This is a genomic window from Kosakonia sp. LAM2021 (assembly GCF_016620385.1).
In the GTDB taxonomy this organism is placed as follows: domain Bacteria; phylum Pseudomonadota; class Gammaproteobacteria; order Enterobacterales; family Enterobacteriaceae; genus Kosakonia; species Kosakonia sacchari.
In genome coordinates, this window is record NZ_JAENHT010000012.1 from 79,268 (window position 1) to 99,564 (window position 20,297).

The 20,297-nt window shown below is 53.5% G+C and carries 20 protein-coding genes; 12 read left to right on the top strand and 8 right to left on the bottom strand.

Going from position 1 to position 20,297, the window contains the following annotated elements:
• Window positions 1-278: 278 nt before the first annotated feature.
• On the top strand, window positions 279-704 hold the full coding sequence (locus JKP81_RS20730; protein WP_200553200.1) for a flagellar protein FlhE: 426 nt from the start codon (window positions 279-281) through the stop codon (window positions 702-704).
• A 247-nt stretch (window positions 705-951) separates the two neighbouring features.
• Here the strand turns inward: JKP81_RS20730 and JKP81_RS20735 are convergent, their stop codons facing one another.
• On the bottom strand, window positions 952-1,164 hold the full coding sequence (locus tag JKP81_RS20735; RefSeq protein ID WP_200553201.1) for a YdgH/BhsA/McbA-like domain containing protein: 213 nt from the start codon (window positions 1,162-1,164) through the stop codon (window positions 952-954).
• A gap of 136 nt (window positions 1,165-1,300) precedes the next feature.
• Here JKP81_RS20735 and JKP81_RS20740 point away from each other — a divergent pair, with 136 nt between their 5' ends.
• Together JKP81_RS20740 and JKP81_RS20745 are read left to right on the top strand one after the other, a co-directional pair.
• The gene (locus JKP81_RS20740; RefSeq protein WP_234455744.1) at window positions 1,301-1,822 is read left to right on the top strand and encodes a Crp/Fnr family transcriptional regulator; all 522 of its coding nucleotides are present in this window, start codon (window positions 1,301-1,303) and stop codon (window positions 1,820-1,822) included.
• A 58-nt stretch (window positions 1,823-1,880) separates the two neighbouring features.
• Window positions 1,881-2,375, top strand: coding sequence for a YgjV family protein (locus tag JKP81_RS20745; protein ID WP_200553202.1), 495 nt, complete (start codon window positions 1,881-1,883; stop codon window positions 2,373-2,375).
• Window positions 2,376-2,426: 51 nt separating this feature from the next.
• Here the strand turns inward: JKP81_RS20745 and JKP81_RS20750 are convergent, their stop codons facing one another.
• Complete coding sequence (locus JKP81_RS20750) at window positions 2,427-2,639, bottom strand: YdgH/BhsA/McbA-like domain containing protein (protein ID WP_017460122.1); 213 nt, start codon at window positions 2,637-2,639, stop codon at window positions 2,427-2,429.
• A 126-nt stretch (window positions 2,640-2,765) separates the two neighbouring features.
• Window positions 2,766-3,602, bottom strand: coding sequence for a formate dehydrogenase accessory sulfurtransferase FdhD (fdhD, locus tag JKP81_RS20755; RefSeq protein ID WP_200553203.1), 837 nt, complete (start codon window positions 3,600-3,602; stop codon window positions 2,766-2,768).
• A gap of 242 nt (window positions 3,603-3,844) precedes the next feature.
• On the opposite strand from fdhD, the gene fdnG reads away from it, so the two are divergent.
• From fdnG to JKP81_RS20785, 6 genes are all read left to right on the top strand, one after another.
• The gene (gene fdnG / locus JKP81_RS20760; protein WP_200553204.1) at window positions 3,845-6,895 is read left to right on the top strand and encodes a formate dehydrogenase-N subunit alpha; all 3,051 of its coding nucleotides are present in this window, start codon (window positions 3,845-3,847) and stop codon (window positions 6,893-6,895) included.
• A gap of 12 nt (window positions 6,896-6,907) precedes the next feature.
• The gene (fdxH, locus tag JKP81_RS20765) at window positions 6,908-7,810 is read left to right on the top strand and encodes a formate dehydrogenase subunit beta (RefSeq protein WP_017459689.1); all 903 of its coding nucleotides are present in this window, start codon (window positions 6,908-6,910) and stop codon (window positions 7,808-7,810) included.
• Entirely contained in the window at window positions 7,807-8,442 is a 636-nt protein-coding gene (gene fdoI, locus JKP81_RS20770) for a formate dehydrogenase cytochrome b556 subunit (protein WP_017459690.1), read from the top strand. The genes fdxH and fdoI overlap by 4 nt, the downstream gene beginning before the upstream one ends.
• Window positions 8,439-9,368 carry a formate dehydrogenase accessory protein FdhE gene (gene fdhE, locus JKP81_RS20775; RefSeq protein ID WP_200553205.1) on the top strand — a complete coding sequence of 310 codons (930 nt, stop codon included), beginning with the start codon at window positions 8,439-8,441 and terminating at the stop codon, window positions 9,366-9,368. Before fdoI ends, fdhE begins: the two co-directional genes overlap by 4 nt.
• A gap of 159 nt (window positions 9,369-9,527) precedes the next feature.
• Entirely contained in the window at window positions 9,528-10,439 is a 912-nt protein-coding gene (locus JKP81_RS20780) for an alpha/beta hydrolase (RefSeq protein ID WP_200553206.1), read from the top strand.
• A 22-nt stretch (window positions 10,440-10,461) separates the two neighbouring features.
• Window positions 10,462-10,800 carry a nuclear transport factor 2 family protein gene (locus tag JKP81_RS20785; protein WP_200553207.1) on the top strand — a complete coding sequence of 113 codons (339 nt, stop codon included), beginning with the start codon at window positions 10,462-10,464 and terminating at the stop codon, window positions 10,798-10,800.
• 49 nt (window positions 10,801-10,849) lie between these two features.
• Here the strand turns inward: JKP81_RS20785 and fabY are convergent, their stop codons facing one another.
• From fabY to typA, 5 genes are all read right to left on the bottom strand, one after another.
• On the bottom strand, window positions 10,850-11,791 hold the full coding sequence (fabY, locus tag JKP81_RS20790; protein ID WP_020455892.1) for a fatty acid biosynthesis protein FabY: 942 nt from the start codon (window positions 11,789-11,791) through the stop codon (window positions 10,850-10,852).
• Between the two features lie 44 nt (window positions 11,792-11,835).
• On the bottom strand, window positions 11,836-12,273 hold the full coding sequence (gene dtd, locus JKP81_RS20795; protein ID WP_017459695.1) for a D-aminoacyl-tRNA deacylase: 438 nt from the start codon (window positions 12,271-12,273) through the stop codon (window positions 11,836-11,838).
• The gene (locus tag JKP81_RS20800; RefSeq protein ID WP_200553208.1) at window positions 12,270-13,142 is read right to left on the bottom strand and encodes a virulence factor BrkB family protein; all 873 of its coding nucleotides are present in this window, start codon (window positions 13,140-13,142) and stop codon (window positions 12,270-12,272) included. Before JKP81_RS20800 ends, dtd begins: the two co-directional genes overlap by 4 nt.
• Window positions 13,136-13,735 carry a glucose-1-phosphatase gene (yihX, locus tag JKP81_RS20805; RefSeq protein ID WP_200553209.1) on the bottom strand — a complete coding sequence of 200 codons (600 nt, stop codon included), beginning with the start codon at window positions 13,733-13,735 and terminating at the stop codon, window positions 13,136-13,138. The genes JKP81_RS20800 and yihX overlap by 7 nt, the downstream gene beginning before the upstream one ends.
• Before the next feature lie 143 nt (window positions 13,736-13,878).
• On the bottom strand, window positions 13,879-15,702 hold the full coding sequence (typA, locus tag JKP81_RS20810) for a ribosome-dependent GTPase TypA (RefSeq protein WP_200553210.1): 1,824 nt from the start codon (window positions 15,700-15,702) through the stop codon (window positions 13,879-13,881).
• Window positions 15,703-16,083: 381 nt separating this feature from the next.
• Here typA and glnA point away from each other — a divergent pair, with 381 nt between their 5' ends.
• The 3 genes from glnA to glnG all read left to right on the top strand — a co-directional run bounded on the left by glnA (window position 16,084) and on the right by glnG (window position 20,227).
• On the top strand, window positions 16,084-17,493 hold the full coding sequence (gene glnA, locus JKP81_RS20815; RefSeq protein WP_017460102.1) for a glutamate--ammonia ligase: 1,410 nt from the start codon (window positions 16,084-16,086) through the stop codon (window positions 17,491-17,493).
• Window positions 17,494-17,759: 266 nt separating this feature from the next.
• A complete protein-coding gene (gene glnL / locus JKP81_RS20820) occupies window positions 17,760-18,809 on the top strand; it encodes a nitrogen regulation protein NR(II) (protein WP_200553211.1) in 1,050 nt (349 codons plus the stop codon).
• Window positions 18,810-18,817: 8 nt separating this feature from the next.
• Entirely contained in the window at window positions 18,818-20,227 is a 1,410-nt protein-coding gene (gene glnG, locus JKP81_RS20825) for a nitrogen regulation protein NR(I) (RefSeq protein ID WP_017460100.1), read from the top strand.
• The last annotated feature ends 70 nt before the right edge of the window (window positions 20,228-20,297 follow it).

Here is a 20,297-nt window from a genome sequence, read left to right on the forward strand (position 1 = left end):
TGATACCTAAAGAATTAGCCTCAATCGCCGATAGGTATTTTGTATGCTTTACCGTGGACATTTAAATATTAAACAGCAATTAAGCCACGCTTAATTAAAATAATAAGCATTGACAAAAATAAACATATTATCTAGTTTTCCACGGGCAAACGGAAAATATAGCTAACAAATAAGGATTATTGAGTTCCCTTGTATTCACGCAGGGCAACTCAATAATTCCCATGATTTAAGTTAAATATCATGGATATTAGTTAGCTTACTCTTTAATGAGGCTTTAAATGAAACGGAAATCGATCCTGCTGGCTTTATCAGGTTTAATGTTTATCTCTTCAAGCGCATTCGCAACGGGTGGCACGTCCATCGGCTCAATGCTTGCACCATCAATCTCAGTAAAAAACCAATGGTATAACAAGACGTTCCCGATTACAGCCGGAACACCTTCAACCGGTAAAGTTGGCATGGTTTATTACACCTGGGCTTACAGTTCCTACCCGGCTGGAATGCAGGTTTATTTATGCTATAACAACGGTAACGCCTGTAGGGATGTTTCTGATGCACGTTCAGGTAATATTGACTTCACACCTTATAATCTCGCACCGAACCAACCGTTCAGTTTATATGCCCGCGTAAATGGTACCGGTAGAATGGTGACAGTCAATGGCCAGTCAAGCCAGATTATTGTTAACTACACATTTAATCAATAATTCGCTTACCGCGTAGTATTATTACTGATAACACACTGTAATAATAAGAATGTGAATTTAACTCACCCATAATAATAATGCCCGAAGACATTTCTTATATGTCATCGGGCATTTCAATAATATAGGGATATTTTTAAAACACTTTGGGTAATTACTGAACACAACTACATCCCCGATAATACGCTATTATCCCATCGCAGAAATAAAAAAAGCGCCCGCGGGCGCTCTTTCGACAGGAAAGCGTGACTTATTTATTCAGTTCGGCGGTCATGTGAACCTGGTTGCCGGCATAGGCTTCAGTAATCTGGTAAGAAGATGCGCCAGCCTGTTGCGCCTGAGCGGCGATTTTCGCTTCTGCACCGCTCAGAGTGGTATCCGTTGCGGTAACAGACTGGGCAGCGAAAGAACCGAAAGAAGTAGCCAGAGCGATAACTGCGACAAAATTTTTGATGCTTTTCATGATATAAACCCTTACGCTAATTTGTTGGAGTGAGGCGTTATGCCTCGATGAAATAAATGATAGCGCTGTTTACTCACAACAAAAAGCGGAAGGATTTGCTATTCTTTTTCAAAATTTATGAACAAAAGAGATATACATGATTGCTGATTGGTTAGCTCCTCTCCTTATCGGTCAGAAAACAGCGCAAATCCGCCCGACAACAACCCTGCTCAGACAGGGCGATGTTCAGCAAAAAATGTTTGTGCTGCAGGAAGGTATCGCGCGTGCGGTCTGGCATTCGCCGGAAGGAAGTGAGCGCGTAAAGGAGTTTTACTTTCCCGGTGAGTGCTGTTTTCTCTATCTCAGTTGGCTAACCGGTAGCGTGGCGGATTACAGCTTGCAAATGCTGACACCAGGCGTGCTCAGCGAAGTGCCGCTGCGTTTACTGGAAAAAGAAGAACATCAGCCGGCAAAGATAGCGCTCCTGCGCCAGCAACTGATCTTTAAAGAGAAGAAGGAGCAGATGTTTTTGCTCAATAACCCGGAGCAACGCTATCGCTATGTGCAGCGCCATTTTCCAGCATGGGAAGCACAATTAACGCAAAAAGATCTCGCCAGTTATATCGGCATCTCGCCGGTGAGCTTGTCGCGTATACGCGCGCGTCTTAACAAAGGTTAACGAAAGCCTGCAACCGGGCCGCTACCATCGCCGCCATCATGCAGTAGAGGAAACGATGATGAGCGCTTTTTGGCTGTCGCAAATGCTGGCTGGCTTTTCTTTCATTTTTGATTTGTTGGCGTTTCAGTTTGCCCGCCGGCAGATAACCCTGGCGATACTTGCCGCCTCCACCAGCCTGCTGGCGATACATTTTTGTTTGCTGAACGCGCCCGTAGCCGCAAGTTTGATGGCGCTGGCCGCATGCCGTTATCTCACCGCAATCATGACAACCGCGCGGAAAATGAAGAATGGGTTTATTGTCGCAACCTGCTTATGCAGCGCGCTAAGCTGGCAGCACTCCACCGATGTCTTACCGCTACTCGGTAGTCTGCTGATGACCAGCGCCGCTTTTCACCCGGCGGCAAAAAGTATGCGGCGGCTCACCCTCTGCGGTAGCGGCTGCTGGCTGGTGAACAATATGGTGATCGGATCACCCGTGGCGGTTGCCATGGAGAGCGCCTTCATTCTCAGTACGCTGGTGTCGTACTGGCGGCTCACCCGGCAGGCTGAATAACAAGCAAAAAAAAAAGCGCCCACAGGCGCTCTTTCGACAGTACAGCGTGACTTATTTGTTCAGTTCGGCGGTCATGTGAACCTGGTTGCCGGTATATGCTTCAGTAATCTGATAAGAAGATGCACCAGCCTGCTGAGCCTGCGCGGCGATTTTCGCTTCTGCACCGCTCAGCGTTAAATCAGTTGCGGTCACAGACTGTGCAGCGAAAGAACCAAAAGAAGTAGCCAGTGCGATAACTGCAACAAAAGTTTTGATGCTTTTCATGATATAAACCCTTACGTTAATTTGTTGTAGTGAGGCGCCGTGCCTCGATGAAATAAATAGTAGACCTGTTTACTCACAACAAAAAGCGGAAGGATTTGTTCTCAATATTCAACTTTTTTGACCAACTCACACACCAATTAATCGCTGCGGATGGGTATAGATTGTTGCCCTGCCCGGCTTGCAAAAACCCACCAGCGTCAGGTTACAGCGCTGCGCCACTTCTACCGCCAGCGTTGTGGCGGCGGAGACGGCAAACAGGATCTCAACACCGCACATGGCCGACTTTTGCACCATCTCATAGCTGGCGCGGCTGGAAACCAGCACCGCACCGCGCGCCCAGGCTTGCGCTTCACGGGCGCGATGACCAAGCAGCTTATCCAGCGCAACATGACGCCCGACATCTTCATGCCCCCCCGCTAACTCACCGGATGGCAGCATCCAGGCGGCGGCGTGCGTGCAGCCGGTGAGCTGCCCGACAGGCTGAAAATCGGTTAAATGCGCCAGCCCGGTATCCACCGCCTGCAAATCAAAAGTCTGAGTAAAAGGCAGCGGCGCGATGGGCTTGCCAATGTCATTGAGTTGTTCGACACCGCACACGCCGCAACCGGTGCGCCCGGCCAGCGCGCGGCGCCGCTCTTTTAATCCCATAAAACGGCGGCTAGAGAGCTCAATTTGCACCTCAAGGCCGTTGCAGGAGGACACCACATCCATTCCGTAAATGTCTGATGCGTTTTCGATAATCCCTTCGGATAAGGAAAAGCCGATTGCGAAGAGCTCGAGATCCTTTGGTGACGCCATCATCACCACGTGCGAAATGCCGTTGTACACCAGCGCGACAGGCACTTCCTCCGCCAGCATATCCGGCACGGCGTGCTGCAAATCAGCGCGTTTCCACAGGCTAACCTCGCGGGCTCCTGTGACTGATGTTGCATTTTTGTGCTTTTTAGTCTGCAAATCGTTCACTTTGTCTTAACCGTTATCGAACAAGCGTATCGACATTATGGTATTCTCCGCGCATATCCCTTGGGGAAAAGAGGGAATAGCAGCAGTTCTGAATCCTTCACGTCAGAATGAGCATACCTACATTGTGGTATTCTTCGTTGCTAATCCCCCAGGATATGAGGGATTAACAGCAATTCTGAACCTTTGCGAAAAGCACCGCAAAGAAAAAAACGATAAGAGTAATGTCGAACCAGGAGCAAACCATGCAGGTCAGCAGAAGGCAGTTCTTTAAGATCTGCGCTGGCGGTATGGCAGGAACCACGGCAGCGGCGCTGGGCTTTGCCCCGAGTGTTGCGCTCGCGGAAACACGGCAGTATAAACTGCTGCGCACCCGCGAAACCCGGAATACCTGCACATATTGTTCCGTCGGCTGTGGGCTGTTGATGTACAGCCTCGGCGATGGAGCAAAAAACGCCAAAGCGTCAATCTTCCATATCGAGGGTGACCCTGATCATCCGGTAAACCGTGGGGCGCTGTGCCCGAAAGGCGCAGGTCTGGTGGATTTCATCCACTCTGAAAGCCGCCTGAAATACCCGGAATACCGCGCGCCAGGCTCGGATAAGTGGCAACAAATTTCGTGGGATGAAGCCTTTACCCGCATCGCCAAATTAATGAAAGCGGATCGTGACGCCAACTATATTGCGCAAAACGCAGAAGGGACGACCGTCAACCGCTGGCTGAGCACCGGGATGCTGTGCGCATCCGCATCCAGTAATGAAACCGGCTATTTAACGCAAAAATTCACCCGCGCACTCGGCATGTTAGCCGTCGACAACCAGGCGCGTGTCTGACACGGACCAACGGTAGCAAGTCTTGCTCCATCTTTTGGTCGCGGTGCGATGACCAACCACTGGGTCGACATGAAAAACGCCAACCTTATCGTTGTGATGGGGGGGAACGCGGCAGAAGCGCATCCGGTGGGATTCCGCTGGGCGATGGAAGCCAAGATCCACAATGGCGCGAAGCTGATTGTTATAGACCCGCGCTTTACGCGTACCGCCTCTGTTGCGGATTTCTATGCGCCGATTCGTTCCGGTACTGACATTGCCTTCCTGTCAGGCGTGTTGCTGTACCTGATGACCAACGAAAAATATCAGCGCGAATACACCGAGGCCTATACCAACGCCACCCTTATCGTGCGTGAAGATTTTGGCTTCGAAGATGGCCTGTTCACTGGCTATGACGCGGAAAAACGTAAATACGACAAAACCAGCTGGAACTACGAACTGGATGAGAAAGGGTTCGCCAAACGCGATACCACGCTCACCCATCCGCGTTGCGTGTGGAACCTGCTGAAAGCGCACGTCTCACGTTACACGCCGGACGTGGTGGAAGACATCTGTGGAACGCCAAAAGCGGATTTCCTGAAGGTGTGCGAATACATCGCCGAAACCAGCGCCCGTGATAAAACCGCGTCGTTCCTGTATGCACTTGGCTGGACGCAGCACTCCGTTGGCGCGCAGAACATCCGCACCATGGCGATGATTCAGCTGCTGCTCGGCAACATGGGGATGGCAGGCGGCGGCGTGAACGCCCTGCGCGGTCACTCCAACATTCAGGGGCTAACGGATCTTGGCCTGCTGTCACAAAGCCTGCCGGGCTATATGACGCTGCCAAATGAAAAACAGACCGATCTCCAGACCTATCTGACCGCCAACACGCCAAAACCGCTGCTGGAAGGACAGGTGAACTACTGGGGCAACTACCCGAAATTCTTCGTTTCGATGATGAAATCCTTCTTTGGCGACAAAGCGACAGCGGAAAATAGCTGGGGCTTTGACTGGCTGCCGAAGTGGGACAAGGGTTACGACGTCCTGCAGTACTTCGAGATGATGAACCAGGGCAAGGTCAACGGCTATCTCTGCCAGGGCTTTAACCCGGTAGCGTCGTTCCCGAACAAAAATAAAGTTGTCGCCTCACTGTCGAAACTGAAGTTCCTGGTGACGATTGACCCGCTCAATACCGAAACGGCTAACTTCTGGCAGAACCACGGCGAATTTAACGACGTCGATCCGTCGAAAATTCAGACCGAGGTGTTCCGTCTGCCGTCGACCTGCTTCGCAGAAGAGAACGGTTCTATCGTTAACTCAGGTCGCTGGTTGCAGTGGCACTGGAAAGGCGCGGACGCCCCGGGCGATGCGCTGAACGATGGCGAGATCCTGGCGGGCATCTTCCTGCGTATGCGTAAAATGTACGCGGCAGAAGGCGGCGCCAGCCCGGAACAGGTGCTGAACATGACCTGGAACTACTCGACGCCGGAAAACCCGTCGCCGGAAGAAGTGGCCATGGAAAGCAACGGTAAAGCGCTGGCGGATATTATCGATCCGGCAACCGGCACCGTGCTGGCGAAGAAAGGCGAGCAGTTAAGCACCTTCGCTCACCTGCGCGATGACGGCACCACCTCAAGCGGTTGCTGGATTTTCGCCGGGAGCTGGACGCCGAAAGGCAACCAGATGGCTAACCGCGATAACGCTGATCCGTCGGGCCTCGGCAATACGCTGGGCTGGGCATGGGCATGGCCGCTTAACCGCCGCATTCTCTACAACCGCGCCTCCGCTGATCCGCAGGGCAACCCGTGGGATCCGAAGCGTCAGTTGCTGAAATGGGACGGCGCGAAGTGGGGCGGCGTGGATATTCCGGACTACAGCGCTGCCGCACCTGGCAGCAATGTCGGGCCGTTTATCATGCAGCAGGAAGGCATGGGTCGCCTGTTCGCACTTGATAAGATGGCTGAAGGGCCGTTCCCGGAACACTACGAGCCGTTTGAAACGCCGCTGGGCACCAACCCGCTGCACCCGAAAGTGGTTTCCAACCCGGCCGCCCGCGTGTTTAAAGGCGATCTGGAAGCAATGGGTAAAGCGGATAAGTTCCCGTATGTCGGTACCACTTACCGTTTAACCGAGCACTTCCACTACTGGACCAAGCACGCGCTGCTTAACGCAATCGCGCAGCCGGAGCAGTTTGTGGAAATTGGCGAGAAACTGGCGAACAAGCTGGGCATCACGCAGGGCGATACGGTGCGCGTCTCCTCCAACCGTGGCTATATCAAAGCCAAGGCGGTGGTGACCAAACGTATTCGCACGCTCAACGTGCACGGTAAGGAAGTCGATACCATCGGTATTCCTATCCACTGGGGTTATGAAGGTGTGGCGAAGAAAGGCTTTATCGCCAATACGTTAACGCCGTTTGTCGGCGATGCGAACACCCAAACGCCGGAGTTTAAGGCGTTCCTGGTGAATGTGGAAAAGGTGTAACGGAGACGACTTATGGCTTATCAATCGCAAGACATCATCCGTCGTTCCGCGACTAACGGTTTCACTCCCGCGCCGCAGGCGCGGGATCACCAGCAGGAAGTGGCGAAGCTTATCGACGTCACCACCTGTATCGGCTGTAAAGCCTGTCAGGTGGCCTGTTCCGAGTGGAATGACATTCGTGATGAGGTGGGACATAACGTCGGGGTGTATGACAACCCGGCGGATTTGACCGCCAAATCGTGGACGGTCATGCGCTTCTCGGAAGTGGAACAGAACGACAAACTGGAGTGGCTGATCCGTAAAGATGGCTGCATGCACTGCGCCGATCCTGGCTGTCTGAAAGCATGCCCGTCAGAAGGGGCTATCATTCAGTATGCTAACGGCATTGTCGACTTCCAGTCTGAGCAGTGCATCGGCTGCGGTTACTGCATCGCCGGATGTCCGTTCGACGTACCGCGCATGAACCCGGAAGACAACCGCGTCTATAAATGTACGCTGTGCGTTGACCGCGTAACCGTGGGTCAGGAACCGGCGTGTGTGAAAACCTGCCCGACCGGCGCTATCCACTTTGGCTCTAAAGAGGATATGAAAACGCTGGCCGGCGAGCGCGTGGCGGAACTGAAAACCCGTGGTTACGACAACGCGGGTCTGTACGATCCGGCGGGCGTTGGCGGTACGCACGTGATGTATGTGCTGCATCATGCCGACAAGCCGAATCTGTATCACGGCCTGCCGGAGAACCCGGAAATCAGCTCTACCGTGAAGTTCTGGAAAGGTATCTGGAAACCACTTGCGGCGGTCGGCTTTGCCGCGACCTTCGCTGCCAGCATCTTCCACTATGTCGGTGTCGGTCCGAACCGCGCAGAAGAGGAAGACGATAACCTGCATGAAGAGAAAGACGAGGTGCGCAAATGAAAAAACGTGACACCATCGTGCGCTACACGGCGCCAGAGCGCATCAACCACTGGGTCACCGCCTTCTGCTTCGTGCTGGCGGCGGTGAGCGGGCTGGGGTTTTTCTTCCCCTCCTTCAACTGGTTGATGGGCATTCTGGGTACGCCGCAGCTGGCGCGCATTCTCCATCCGTTTGTCGGCGTGGTGATGTTCGCGTCGTTTATAATCATGTTTTTCCGCTACTGGCACCATAACCTCATCAATAGGGATGATATCTTTTGGGCGAAGAATATTCGTAAGATCGTCGTCAATGAGGAAGTGGGTGACACCGGGCGCTATAATTTCGGTCAGAAATGTGTTTTCTGGGCGGCGATTATTTTCCTGGTGTTGCTACTGGTAAGCGGCGTGGTTATCTGGCGCCCTTACTTCGCGCCAGCGTTTCCCATTCCGGTGATCCGATTAGCGTTGATGGTGCATTCATTTGCCGCAGTCGCGTTAATTGTGGTTATTATGGTGCACATTTACGCCGCCCTGTGGGTAAAAGGCACGATAACCGCAATGGTGGAAGGCTGGGTTACCAGCTCGTGGGCGAAGAAACATCACCCGCGCTGGTACCGGGAAGTTCGCAAGACAACGGAAAAATCGACTGAATGAGTATTCGCATAATCCCGCAAGATGAGCTGGAGAAGAGCGATAAACGCACGGCGGAAGTTATTCCGCCGTTATTATTCCCCAGACTGAAAAATCTCTATAACCGCCGCGCAGAGCGTTTGCGTGAGCTGGCAGAGAGTAATCCGCTGGGTGATTATCTGCGCTTTGCTGCGCTTATCGCCCATGCCCAGGAAGTGGTGCTTTACGACCACCCCCTGCACATTGACCTGACTGCGCGCATTAAAGAAGCCGCCGAACAGGGCAAACCGCCGCTGGACATTCATGTGCTGCCGCGCGATACGCACTGGCACAAGCTGCTGCATTCGCTTATAGCCGAGCTGAAGCCGGAGATGAGTGGCCCGGCGCTGGCGGTCATTGAGAACCTGGAAAAAGCCTCTGCGCAGGAACTGGAAGCGATGGCCAGCGCGCTGTTTGCCGCTGATTTCGCCTCCGTAAGCAGTGATAAAGCGCCTTTTGTCTGGGCTGCGCTATCGCTCTACTGGGCGCAAATGGCCAGCCTTATTCCCGGCAAAGCGCGCGCGGAATATGGTGAACAGCGCCAGTTCTGCCCGGTGTGCGGCGCAATGCCGGTTTCTAGCATGGTGCATATTGGCACGACGCAAGGGCTGCGCTATCTGCACTGCAACCTATGTGAAACCGAGTGGCATGTGGTGCGCGTCAAATGCAGCAACTGCGAGCAAACCCGCGATTTACACTACTGGTCGCTGGATAACGAGCAGGCAGCAATCAAAGCGGAAAGCTGCGGCGACTGCGGCACTTACCTGAAGATCCTGTATCAGGAAAAAGACCCGAACGTCGAGCCGGTCGCGGACGATTTGGCCTCGCTGGTGTTAGATGCCCGCATGGAGCAGGAAGGCTTCGCCCGCAGCTCCATCAACCCGTTTTTATTCCCCGGCGAAGGGGAATAATCTCCTCCAGCCCTTGCCTTTCTGGCAAGGGTTGTCAGCCCCTCTTTTTACTTCCCCTGGCACTGTCATTTCGCCGTCTGTTATTAAAAATCAGCCGTTCCCATTTACGCTAAACCAGGCTATAAAGACTGGATATTTATACAGATAAAGGTTAGCGGAATGGCACTGGAAAAAGGTATTGCCGGGCTGGTAAGCGACTTTATTGCCGCTGGACGCCCGTCAGCGCGAGCGAAGAGTATTGATGACCGGCGCAGTGGATATGTCGCCAGCACCGTGCTGGCAGGGGAAACGGAAACGCGCGTTCAGGTTGAAGATATATTGCTTGAAGGTATGACGTTTCGTCTGTTTTCACCGCAGGACGCCAGCGGTCATCTTCCCGCGTTGATTTACTACCACGGCGGCTGCTTTATTAGCGGCGGCTTCGACACGCACGATAACCAACTGCGTCAGCTGGCCTTTTATAGTGGTTGCCGGGTTGTGGCTGTGCAATATCGGCTAGCGCCGGAATATCGCTGGCCTGTCGCGCATGATGATGCGCAATCTGGTGCCGATATTATATGGAACAACGCCGAAAAACTCGGAATCGACAGGGAACGTATCACGCTAGCAGGTGATAGCGCAGGCGGTCACTTAGCGCTGGTGACGGCGCTACGGCTGAAAGCCGCGGCGACATGGCAACCGGCCCAGTTGGTGTTGATTTACCCGATGCTCGACGCCACCGCCTATTTCGACAGCTATACCTTTAACGGTTCCGATTATGTGATTACCCGCGAGGCGCTGTTGTCGGGCTATGAAATGTATCTTGGCGATACCGACCGCCTGTTGCCGGATGTCAGCCCGCTGTGGCGCGATGATTTTTCCGGTCTGCCGCCGGTACATATTATTACCGCAGAGTTCGACCCGTTATGTGATGAGGGCGAGGCGCTGTTTCAGCACATGACCGAGCAGGGCGTAACTTGTACTTGTTCACAATATCAGGGCGTGATCCATGGCTTCTTCCAGCTTGCCGGGATCAGCCAAAGCGCAAAAGACGCGATAAGAGACGTGGCCGCACGGGTGGCCAGGATATAACCGCGTGAAAAAAGGAGAGCCGATGGCTGACGTAAGTCCTGTGGAAAAGCAGTTTGCTGCTTACAATGCCCATGATATTGAGGAGTTTACCGCCTGTTTTAGCGACGATGTTATCGCTTATCGCTTGCCATCCACTGAGCCGTCGCTGCAAGGGCGTGAAGCATTACGTGCCTTTTATGCTGCGCATCGCTTTAACAACCCGGCATTACGCGCCGAGTTGCTCTCGCGCACGGTGATGGGCAATAAGGTGTTCGATCACGAAAAAATCTACGGCATCGGCGAGTCGGTGATTGAAAATATGGCGGTTTATGAAGTGCAGGATGGGTTGATCAAAACCGCGTGGTTTTTCTTCGCGCAGTAGGGGTTGTTCGCAGGACGTTGCGCGCCTGTATCGTCAGGCGCGCAGCGGCTTACTCTTCCTCGTTACCACCCTCTTCAAACGAGCCGAAGGGTTTGGCGGGCAACACGATATAAATGCCTTCGAAAATCGCGCCCTGCTTATCTTCGCCAAACAGTTCAACCTGGAGCTGAACGCGCGCTTTGCGCCCGCGCGCCAGACGGTCCAAATCACCGCTTAGCGAGCCAAGATCGGCAATCGCGCTCGGCTTACCGGTGATCGGCGTGCTATAGCGAATATGCGCATCGGCAAGGATGATGGTGCCGCCGAGATGGCGTTCGCGCAGCATCAGCCAGATCAGCCCCCAGCCGGTGAGCGTCGCCAGGGAAAACAGGCTACCGGCAAACAGCGTGTGGTGCGGATTCTGGTTGCCGGTTTCCGGCATGGTGGTGATAAATTTCTGCCCGGTGTACTGCTGAATACGCACACCCATCTTTTCACTTAGCGGAATATGCTGATACCAGGCCTGCTGCAACTGCCCGCACCAGTCGCCGCGATGCAGAATATCATCGAGCGTGGCGATCGGTTTGATCATCAAAAAGTGGCGTACCGGCGTGGTTTGCGGCGCGGTGATTTCCCCTTCATTGACGAACCCGAGTTTCGCGAAGAACGCCACCGCATCCTCACGGGCGCTACAGGTCACGCGCTTCACCCCTTCCTGGCGGGCCACGGACTCCAGCGTCATCGCCATCAATGTGCCGAGGCCTTTTTCCTGCACGTCCGGGTGGACCGCCATAAAGCGAATCGACCCTTCGTTATCCGCGTTGATATACAGCCGACCGATAGCGACAATGTTGCCCTCTTCGTCGACAACCATCTGATGATGTGCCATCGCATCCCAGCCATCACGCTCGGAACCTTTCGGTTGATGCAGCGGTTTACGCAGCATTTCCCAGCGGAACTGGTAATAGAGTTCTAACTCTTCTTCCGTTTGCGGTACGCGAAGGTGGTACATAGCAGCACTCTCTCTTGTAACCAGGGGCCACGCCGCAAGCTGGCTCATACTTGCAACCAGAACGTGACGGGGCCGTCGTTGACCAGCGAAACCTGCATATCGGCAGCGAATCGCCCGGTTTGCGTTTCCATTTGCTGGCTGCGGCAACGTTCAACAAAATAGTGGTACAGCGCCTCGGCTTTTTCCGGCGCAGCGCCCCGGGAAAATCCCGGACGCATTCCACGTTCTGTATCCGCCGCCAGCGTAAATTGCGACACCACCAGCACACTCCCACCAGCCTGCTGGACGTTAAGATTCATCTTCCCTTCCGCGTCGCCAAAAATACGATACCCCAGCACACGCTCGCACAGGCGGTTCGCTTTTTGTTCATCGTCTTCCCTTTCGACGCCCAACAACACCAAAAGTCCAGGGCCGATTTCGCCCGTCACCTCACCCGCCACGCTAACGCTCGCGCGGGAAACACGTTGAATTAATGCAATCATGGTTGGTCTGCTTCTTCTTGCTGTGCGGCTATTTTGAGTTTTCGGTATTCACCGAGAGTGACAGTTATTTCAGCGCCAAGCAAGACGATACACCAGGTCCAGTAGACCCAGAGGAACAAAATGGGGATGACAGCCAGCACGCCATAAATCAGCTGGTAAGACGGAAACATGGTGATGTAGAGGCCAAAAATCTTTTTACCTAACTCAAATAACAGTGCCGCGACAAACGCGCCGACGATAGCATCGCGGTTCGGCACACGCGTTGTCGGCACAATGCTGTACAGCAACCAAAAAGAGAGCCACGACAGGATCAGCGGAAATATGCGCAGCACATCGTCAATCACGCTATCCAGCTCACTCGCCCAGCGCAGTGACAGCAAGTAGGAGCTTATCGCCAGACTGGCACCCGCCAGCAGCGGGCCGAGTGTGAGGATCATCCAGTAGACGGCAAATGAATAAACATGCGGGCGTACACGCGTACTGCGCCAGATGGTGTTTAACGCCGAATCGATGGAGTACATCAGCAGCAGCGATGTCACCACCAGCCCGCATGCGCCGACCGCCGTCATTTTGGTGGAGTTCGCCACAAACTGCTCAATGTAGTTCTGGATCACATCACCAGTAGTGGGAATGAAATTGGCAAACACAAAGTGGCGCAACTGGATGCTAATTTCAGAAAACATAGGAAAAACAGCGAATAAAGCAAACACCACGGCGATCAGCGGCACAATCGAAAGCAAAGAGACGTAGGCGAGATTCCCCGCCAGCGTCGTCATATGGTCTTCATCAATGCGCCGCCAAAGCAGCCTCAACCAGGCAACAAGCGGGCGCGTGCGATGTTTTGCATGATGCCGCAGATTTTTTAGCATAGCTGTTTCGCGAAGTAGTCCGGGATGGTCGTTTTGCTCGTCACCAGGATACTGGTAATGCCAAGTTGTTCCGCACCGGCGATATTGTCCGCATTATCGTCGAAAAAGACGCTATCTTCGGCAGAAAAACCTTCCAGCGCCAGCACCTGCTGATAAATTCGCGCTTCGGGCTTACGCATTCCCATCTCCTGGGAAAGATAGATATGGTCAGCCGCCGCCTGAATTTCCGGATATTGCTCCGGCCAGTACGTGGTGTGCAGACGGTTAGTATTCGACAGCACGACGACCCGATGCCCCTGCTCACGCAGTTTGTGCATGATGTCGACAACCTCTTTGCGCAGCGCGACAAACACCGCCTGCCAGCCGGTGGAAAACTGCTCGTAGCTGAGCGGTAGTTCCATTTCATGACACAGCGCTTTGGCGAAATCTTCGTCGCTGATCTCACCGCGCTCATGCTGATGAAACGGCTCGCCCATGGTGAAACTCTGCTTTAAGGTCGCCAGCGGCACACGGCTAAAATCGCTCCAGGCACCCAGCACCCTGTTGAAGTCGATGTCGACAATCACGTTACCTAAATCAAAGATATAGAGCATTTCTCTCTCCTTGCCAGCCGTGGAGAGTTAACTGTAGCGGGAAAGTTCTGACTTGAATAGTTCGCGACTTCACGCGCAGAAGATACAGACATAAAAAAAGCCGCTGAAAATCAGCGGCTTTTTCACAAGCAAATAAAGAGCGATTACTCTTCTTTCGCTCCGCGCATGGCGCGTTTACGGTCGTTTTCCGTCAGGTGACGTTTACGAATACGGATAGAGAGCGGGGTCACTTCTACCAGTTCGTCGTCATCAATGAACTCCAGAGCTTGCTCCAGGGTCATCTTGATCGGCGGAACCAGAACCGTGGCTTCGTCTGTACCAGACGCACGCATGTTGGTCAGTTTCTTACCGGTCAGGCAGTTTACCGTCAGGTCGTTAGAACGGCTGTGAATACCGATGATCTGGCCTTCATACACTTCCGCACCGTGACCGAGGAACAGCTTACCGCGGTCCTGCAGGCTGAACAGCGCAAACGCAACCGCTTTACCCTGACCGTTGGAGATCAGCACGCCGTTGTTACGCTGGCCTACTTCGCCCGGACGAACGTCGTCGTAGTGGCTGAAGGTGGAGTACAGCAGACCGGTACCGGAAGTCATGGTCATGAACTCTGAACGGAAACCGATCAGGCCACGGCTTGGGATCACGTAGTCGAGACGTACGCGGCCTTTACCGTCCGGATTCATGTTTTTCAGATCGCCTTTACGCTCGCCCAGCGCCTGCATTACAGAACCCTGGTGCTGCTCTTCAACGTCCAGCGTGACGTTTTCGAACGGCTCTTGTTTACGGCCGTCGATTTCGCGGAAGATAACTTTCGGACGGGAAACCGCCATTTCGAAACCTTCGCGACGCATGTTCTCAATAAGAACAGACAGGTGCAGTTCACCACGACCGGAAACGCGGAATGCATCAGCATCCGGTGTTTCTTCAACACGCAGTGCAACGTTGTGCACCAGTTCTTTGTTCAGGCGGTCGAGGATCTGACGTGAAGTCACGTACTTACCTTCTTTACCACAGAACGGAGAGGTGTTGACGTTGAAGAACATGGATACGGTCGGCTCGTCAACAGACAGTGCCGGCAGCGCTTCCACATTCTGCGGATCGCAGATGGTGTCGGAGATGTTCAGCTCGCCCAGACCGGTGATCGCAATGATATCGCCTGCTTCGGCGATTTCGCTATCGATACGCTCCAGCCCCAGGTGGGTCAGCACTTTACCGACTTTACCGTTACGGGTTTTGCCTTCGCTATCAATGATAGTGACCTGCTGGTTCGGCTTCACTTTACCGCGTTTGATACGACCGATGCCGATTACACCAACATAGTTGTTGTAGTCGAGCTGAGAGATCTGCATCTGCAGGGTGCCATCGAGGTCAACATTTGGCGCAGGAACACGGTCAACAATCGCCTGGTACAGCGGAGTCATGTCTTCAGCCATGTTCTCGTGATCCAGACCTGCGATACCGTTCAGCGCGGAAGCGTAAACGATCGGGAAATCCAGTTGCTCGTCAGTCGCATCAAGGTTAACGAACAGATCGAATACCTGGTCAACAACCCAGTCAGGACGCGCGCCAGGGCGGTCAACTTTGTTGATAACGACGATGGGCTTCAGACCATGGGCAAATGCTTTTTTAGTCACAAAGCGCGTCTGCGGCATTGGGCCATCCATTGCGTCAACGACCAGCAGAACGGAGTCTACCATGGACATTACACGTTCAACTTCACCACCGAAGTCGGCGTGCCCTGGGGTATCCACGATGTTGATACGGTAGTCATTCCATTTAATCGCGGTGTTTTTCGCGAGGATGGTAATCCCACGCTCTTTCTCCAAATCGTTGGAGTCCATCACGCGTTCTTGGGTTTCGGCACGAGCATCAAACGTACCGGATTGCTGCAGCAGCTTATCAACCAGGGTAGTTTTACCATGGTCAACGTGCGCGATGATGGCGATGTTACGCAAATTTTCGATCACAACTTTGCCTCAGGCATTTAGAAATAGCGCGTTATTGTACACGGATTAATCGCACTACAAAACAGGATCACAAACATCCCCCGCAAACAAGTATTGCAGAGATGCTTTGTGATCGCTTTCACGGAGCGTTAAAAGGGGCAATTAACGAAAATTGCACCAATATAGTGCCCTATGTTCACATAAAGGCACTATATTGGTGCAACATAACCATCATGGTGCAGCCCTTTTGCACTATACCGTGCATGATAACGCCTTTTTAGGGGCATTTAAAAGTTGGCATAGATTTCGCTTTAACGATTGTACGATAACTACGCCAGCTTACGTAGTAATTAGAAGACCTCGTTACCACGACGACAATGACAAATCCGGGAGAGTTTAAGTATGTCCGCTGAACACGTTTTGACGATGCTGAATGAGCACGAAGTGAAGTTTGTCGATCTGCGCTTCACCGATACCAAAGGTAAAGAACAGCACGTCACTATCCCAGCCCATCAGGTAAACGCTGACTTCTTTGAAGAAGGTAAAATGTTTGATGGTTCTTCGATTGGTGGCTGGAAAGGCATCAACGAATCAGACATGGTGCTGATGCCGGACGCGACTACCGCTGTCATTGACCCGTTCTACGAAGAGTCTACGCTGATCATTCGTTGCGATATCCTCGAACCAGGCACCATGCAGGGCTACGACCGTGACCCGCGCTCCATCGCTAAACGTGCTGAAGAGTACCTGCGCTCTACCGGTCTGGCAGACACCGTTCTGTTTGGGCCGGAGCCGGAATTCTTCCTGTTCGACGACGTGCGCTTCGGCAGCTCCATTTCCGGTTCCAGCGTGGCTATCGACGATATCGAAGGCGCATGGAACACCTCCACCAAATACGAAGGTGGTAACAAAGGTCACCGTCCGGCTGTGAAAGGCGGTTACTTCCCGGTTCCACCGGTCGATTCATCACAGGATCTGCGTTCCACCATGTGTCTGGTGATGGAAGAGATGGGCCTGGTTGTTGAAGCTCACCACCACGAAGTGGCAACGGCTGGTCAGAACGAAGTGGCTACCCGCTTCAACACCATGACCAAAAAAGCGGACGAAATTCAGATTTACAAATACGTGGTGCATAACGTTGCTCACCGCTTCGGCAAAACCGCGACCTTTATGCCGAAACCGATGTTCGGTGATAACGGTTCCGGTATGCACTGCCACATGTCCCTGTCCAAGAACGGTACTAACCTGTTCTCTGGCGACAAATATGCAGGCCTGTCTGAAATGGCGCTGTACTACATTGGCGGCGTAATCAAACACGCTAAAGCTATCAACGCCCTGTCTAACCCGACCACCAACTCCTACAAGCGTCTGGTTCCGGGTTATGAAGCGCCGGTAATGCTGGCTTACTCTGCACGTAACCGTTCTGCATCTATCCGTATCCCGGTTGTGGCTTCTCCGAAAGCGCGTCGTATCGAAGTGCGCTTCCCGGATCCGGCTGCTAACCCGTATCTGTGCTTCGCAGCGCTGCTGATGGCTGGTCTGGATGGCATTAAAAACAAAATCCACCCGGGCGAAGCGATGGACAAAAACCTGTATGACCTGCCGGCTGAAGAAGCGAAAGAAATCCCGCAAGTTGCAGGCTCTCTGGAAGAAGCGCTCAACGCGCTGGATGCTGACCGCGAGTTCCTGACTGCCGGTGGCGTATTCACCGACGACGCTATCGATGCTTACATCGCGCTGCGTATCGAAGAGAACGACCGCGTTCGCATGACGCCGCACCCGGTAGAGTTCGAACTGTACTACAGCGTTTAAGAATTAAGACTCGGCAGAAGTCTTGTCGCAGCAAGGCGGCAACCGAATATGTCCCGAATCACTGAGTTCACTAACTGATTCGGGCGAATGAGGGCAGCCAACACAGCTACGGTGAGAAAGACGCCAGAGGATTTTTAGTTGCCGTGGAACTTTTAGCCCATCCCTGGATGGGCTTTTTTCTCCACCAACAACCTGATCTAACGCGCTTTTTACCAATAAAACGCTATACTGCACTAAATTGGTGCACACCTCCGGGAGACTGCTAAATGGCAAGCGGCGTGCTGCCCGATGCTGGGCAGATCCTCAATTCTTTGATCAACAGCATTTTGCTGGTTGATGACGAGCTGGCGGTACATTACGCCAACCCTGCGGCACAGCAACTGCTGGCGCAAAGCTCTCGTAAGCTATTCGGCACTCCGCTCCCCGAACTGCTGAGTTACTTTTCCCTGAACATCGATTTGATGCGGGAAAGTTTACATGCCGGGCAGGGGTTTACCGACAACGAAGTGACGCTCGTCATTGACGGGCGCTCACACATTCTTTCGCTGACGGCGCAACGTCTGCCGGATGGTTTGATTCTGCTGGAAATGGCGCCGATGGATAATCAGCGTCGTCTTAGCCAGGAGCAGCTCCAGCACGCCCAACAAGTTGCGGCGCGCGATCTGGTACGCGGTCTGGCGCATGAAATTAAAAACCCGCTTGGTGGTTTACGCGGCGCGGCACAGTTGCTGAGCAAAGCCCTGCCCGATCCGGCACTGCTGGAATACACCAAAGTAATCATCGAGCAAGCTGACCGCTTGCGTAACCTGGTTGATCGCCTGCTGGGGCCGCAGCAACCGGGGATGCATGTTACCGAAAGTATTCACAAAGTGGCCGAGCGTGTAGTGAAACTAGTGTCGATGGAGCTGCCGGAGAATGTCACCTTAACCCGTGATTACGATCCAAGTTTGCCGGAGCTCGCGCACGATCCAGACCAAATCGAGCAGGTTTTACTGAATATAGTGCGTAACGCTCTGCAGGCGCTGGGACCGGAAGGGGGCGAAATTATTCTGCGCACCCGTACCGCCTTCCAGCTGACACTGCACGGCGTGCGTTATCGCCTCGCGGCGAGAATAGATGTGGAAGATAACGGCCCGGGTATTCCGTCGCATCTCCAGGATACCTTGTTCTACCCGATGGTGAGCGGACGCGAAGGCGGCACCGGGCTTGGGTTATCTATCGCACGCAGTTTGATTGATCAACATTCTGGCAAAATTGAATTTACCAGTTGGCCAGGCCATACCGAATTCTCGGTATTTCTGCCTATTCGGAAGTAGAGGTGTTTATGCAACGAGGGATAGTCTGGATCGTTGATGACGATAGCTCCATCCGTTGGGTGCTGGAACGCGCGCTCACCGGGGCTGGCTTGAGTTGTACAACGTTTGAAAGTGCCAATGAAGTGCTAGATGCACTCACCACCAAAACCCCGGATGTACTGCTTTCGGATATTCGTATGCCAGGGATGGATGGTCTTGCGTTACTGAAACAGATCAAACAGCGCCATCCGATGCTCCCGGTCATCATTATGACCGCGCATTCCGATCTCGATGCAGCGGTAAGCGCGTATCAACAAGGGGCATTCGATTATCTACCTAAACCGTTTGATATCGACGAAGCCGTTGCGCTGGTTGAGCGCGCGATCAGCCATTATCAGGAACAGCAGCAGCCGCGCAATGTGCAGGCCAGTGGCCCAACGACCGACATTATCGGCGAAGCACCGGCGATGCAGGATGTGTTTCGCATTATCGGTCGGCTGTCGCGCTCATCGATCAGCGTGTTGATTAATGGTGAATCGGGAACCGGTAAAGAACTGGTGGCTCATGCACTGCATCGCCACAGCCCGCGCGTGAAGGCGCCGTTTATCGCCCTCAATATGGCAGCCATTCCGAAGGATTTGATTGAATCGGAACTGTTTGGTCACGAAAAAGGGGCGTTTACTGGCGCGAATACGATTCGTCAGGGACGGTTTGAGCAAGCCGATGGCGGGACACTGTTTCTGGACGAAATCGGCGATATGCCGCTGGATGTGCAGACACGTTTGCTGCGCGTACTGGCCGATGGCCAGTTTTATCGCGTGGGCGGTTATGCGCCGGTGAAGGTCGATGTACGCATTATCGCAGCCACGCACCAGAACCTGGAACAGCGCGTTCAGGAGGGCAAATTCCGTGAGGATCTGTTCCACCGCCTGAACGTGATCCGTGTGCATTTGCCGCCGCTGCGCGAACGCCGGGAAGATATTCCGCGTTTAGCACGCCACTTTTTGCAAGTCGCCGCGCGTGAGCTGGGCGTGGAAACGAAACAACTGCATCCGGAAACCGAAACCGCGCTTACGCGTCTGGCATGGCCAGGTAACGTCCGCCAACTGGAAAACACCTGCCGCTGGTTAACGGTTATGGCCGCAGGCCAGGAAGTGTTGATTCAGGATTTGCCTGGCGAGTTGTTCGAAACCACCGTGCCGGACAGCCCTTCGCAGAGCCTGCCAGACAGTTGGGCAACACTGCTGGCGCAATGGGCGGATCGCGCATTGCGTTCCGGTCATCAAAATCTGCTTTCAGAAGCGCAACCCGAAATGGAGCGCACCTTACTGACCACAGCGCTGCGTCACACGCAGGGCCACAAACAGGAAGCGGCGCGGCTGCTCGGATGGGGTCGTAATACCCTGACGCGTAAGTTGAAAGAGCTGGGAATGGAATAACAGGCAGGCGAAGTGTAAAGAATGAACCGCGATCGCAAATTGCCGCTATTTTGCGCTTTACTGTTACCGG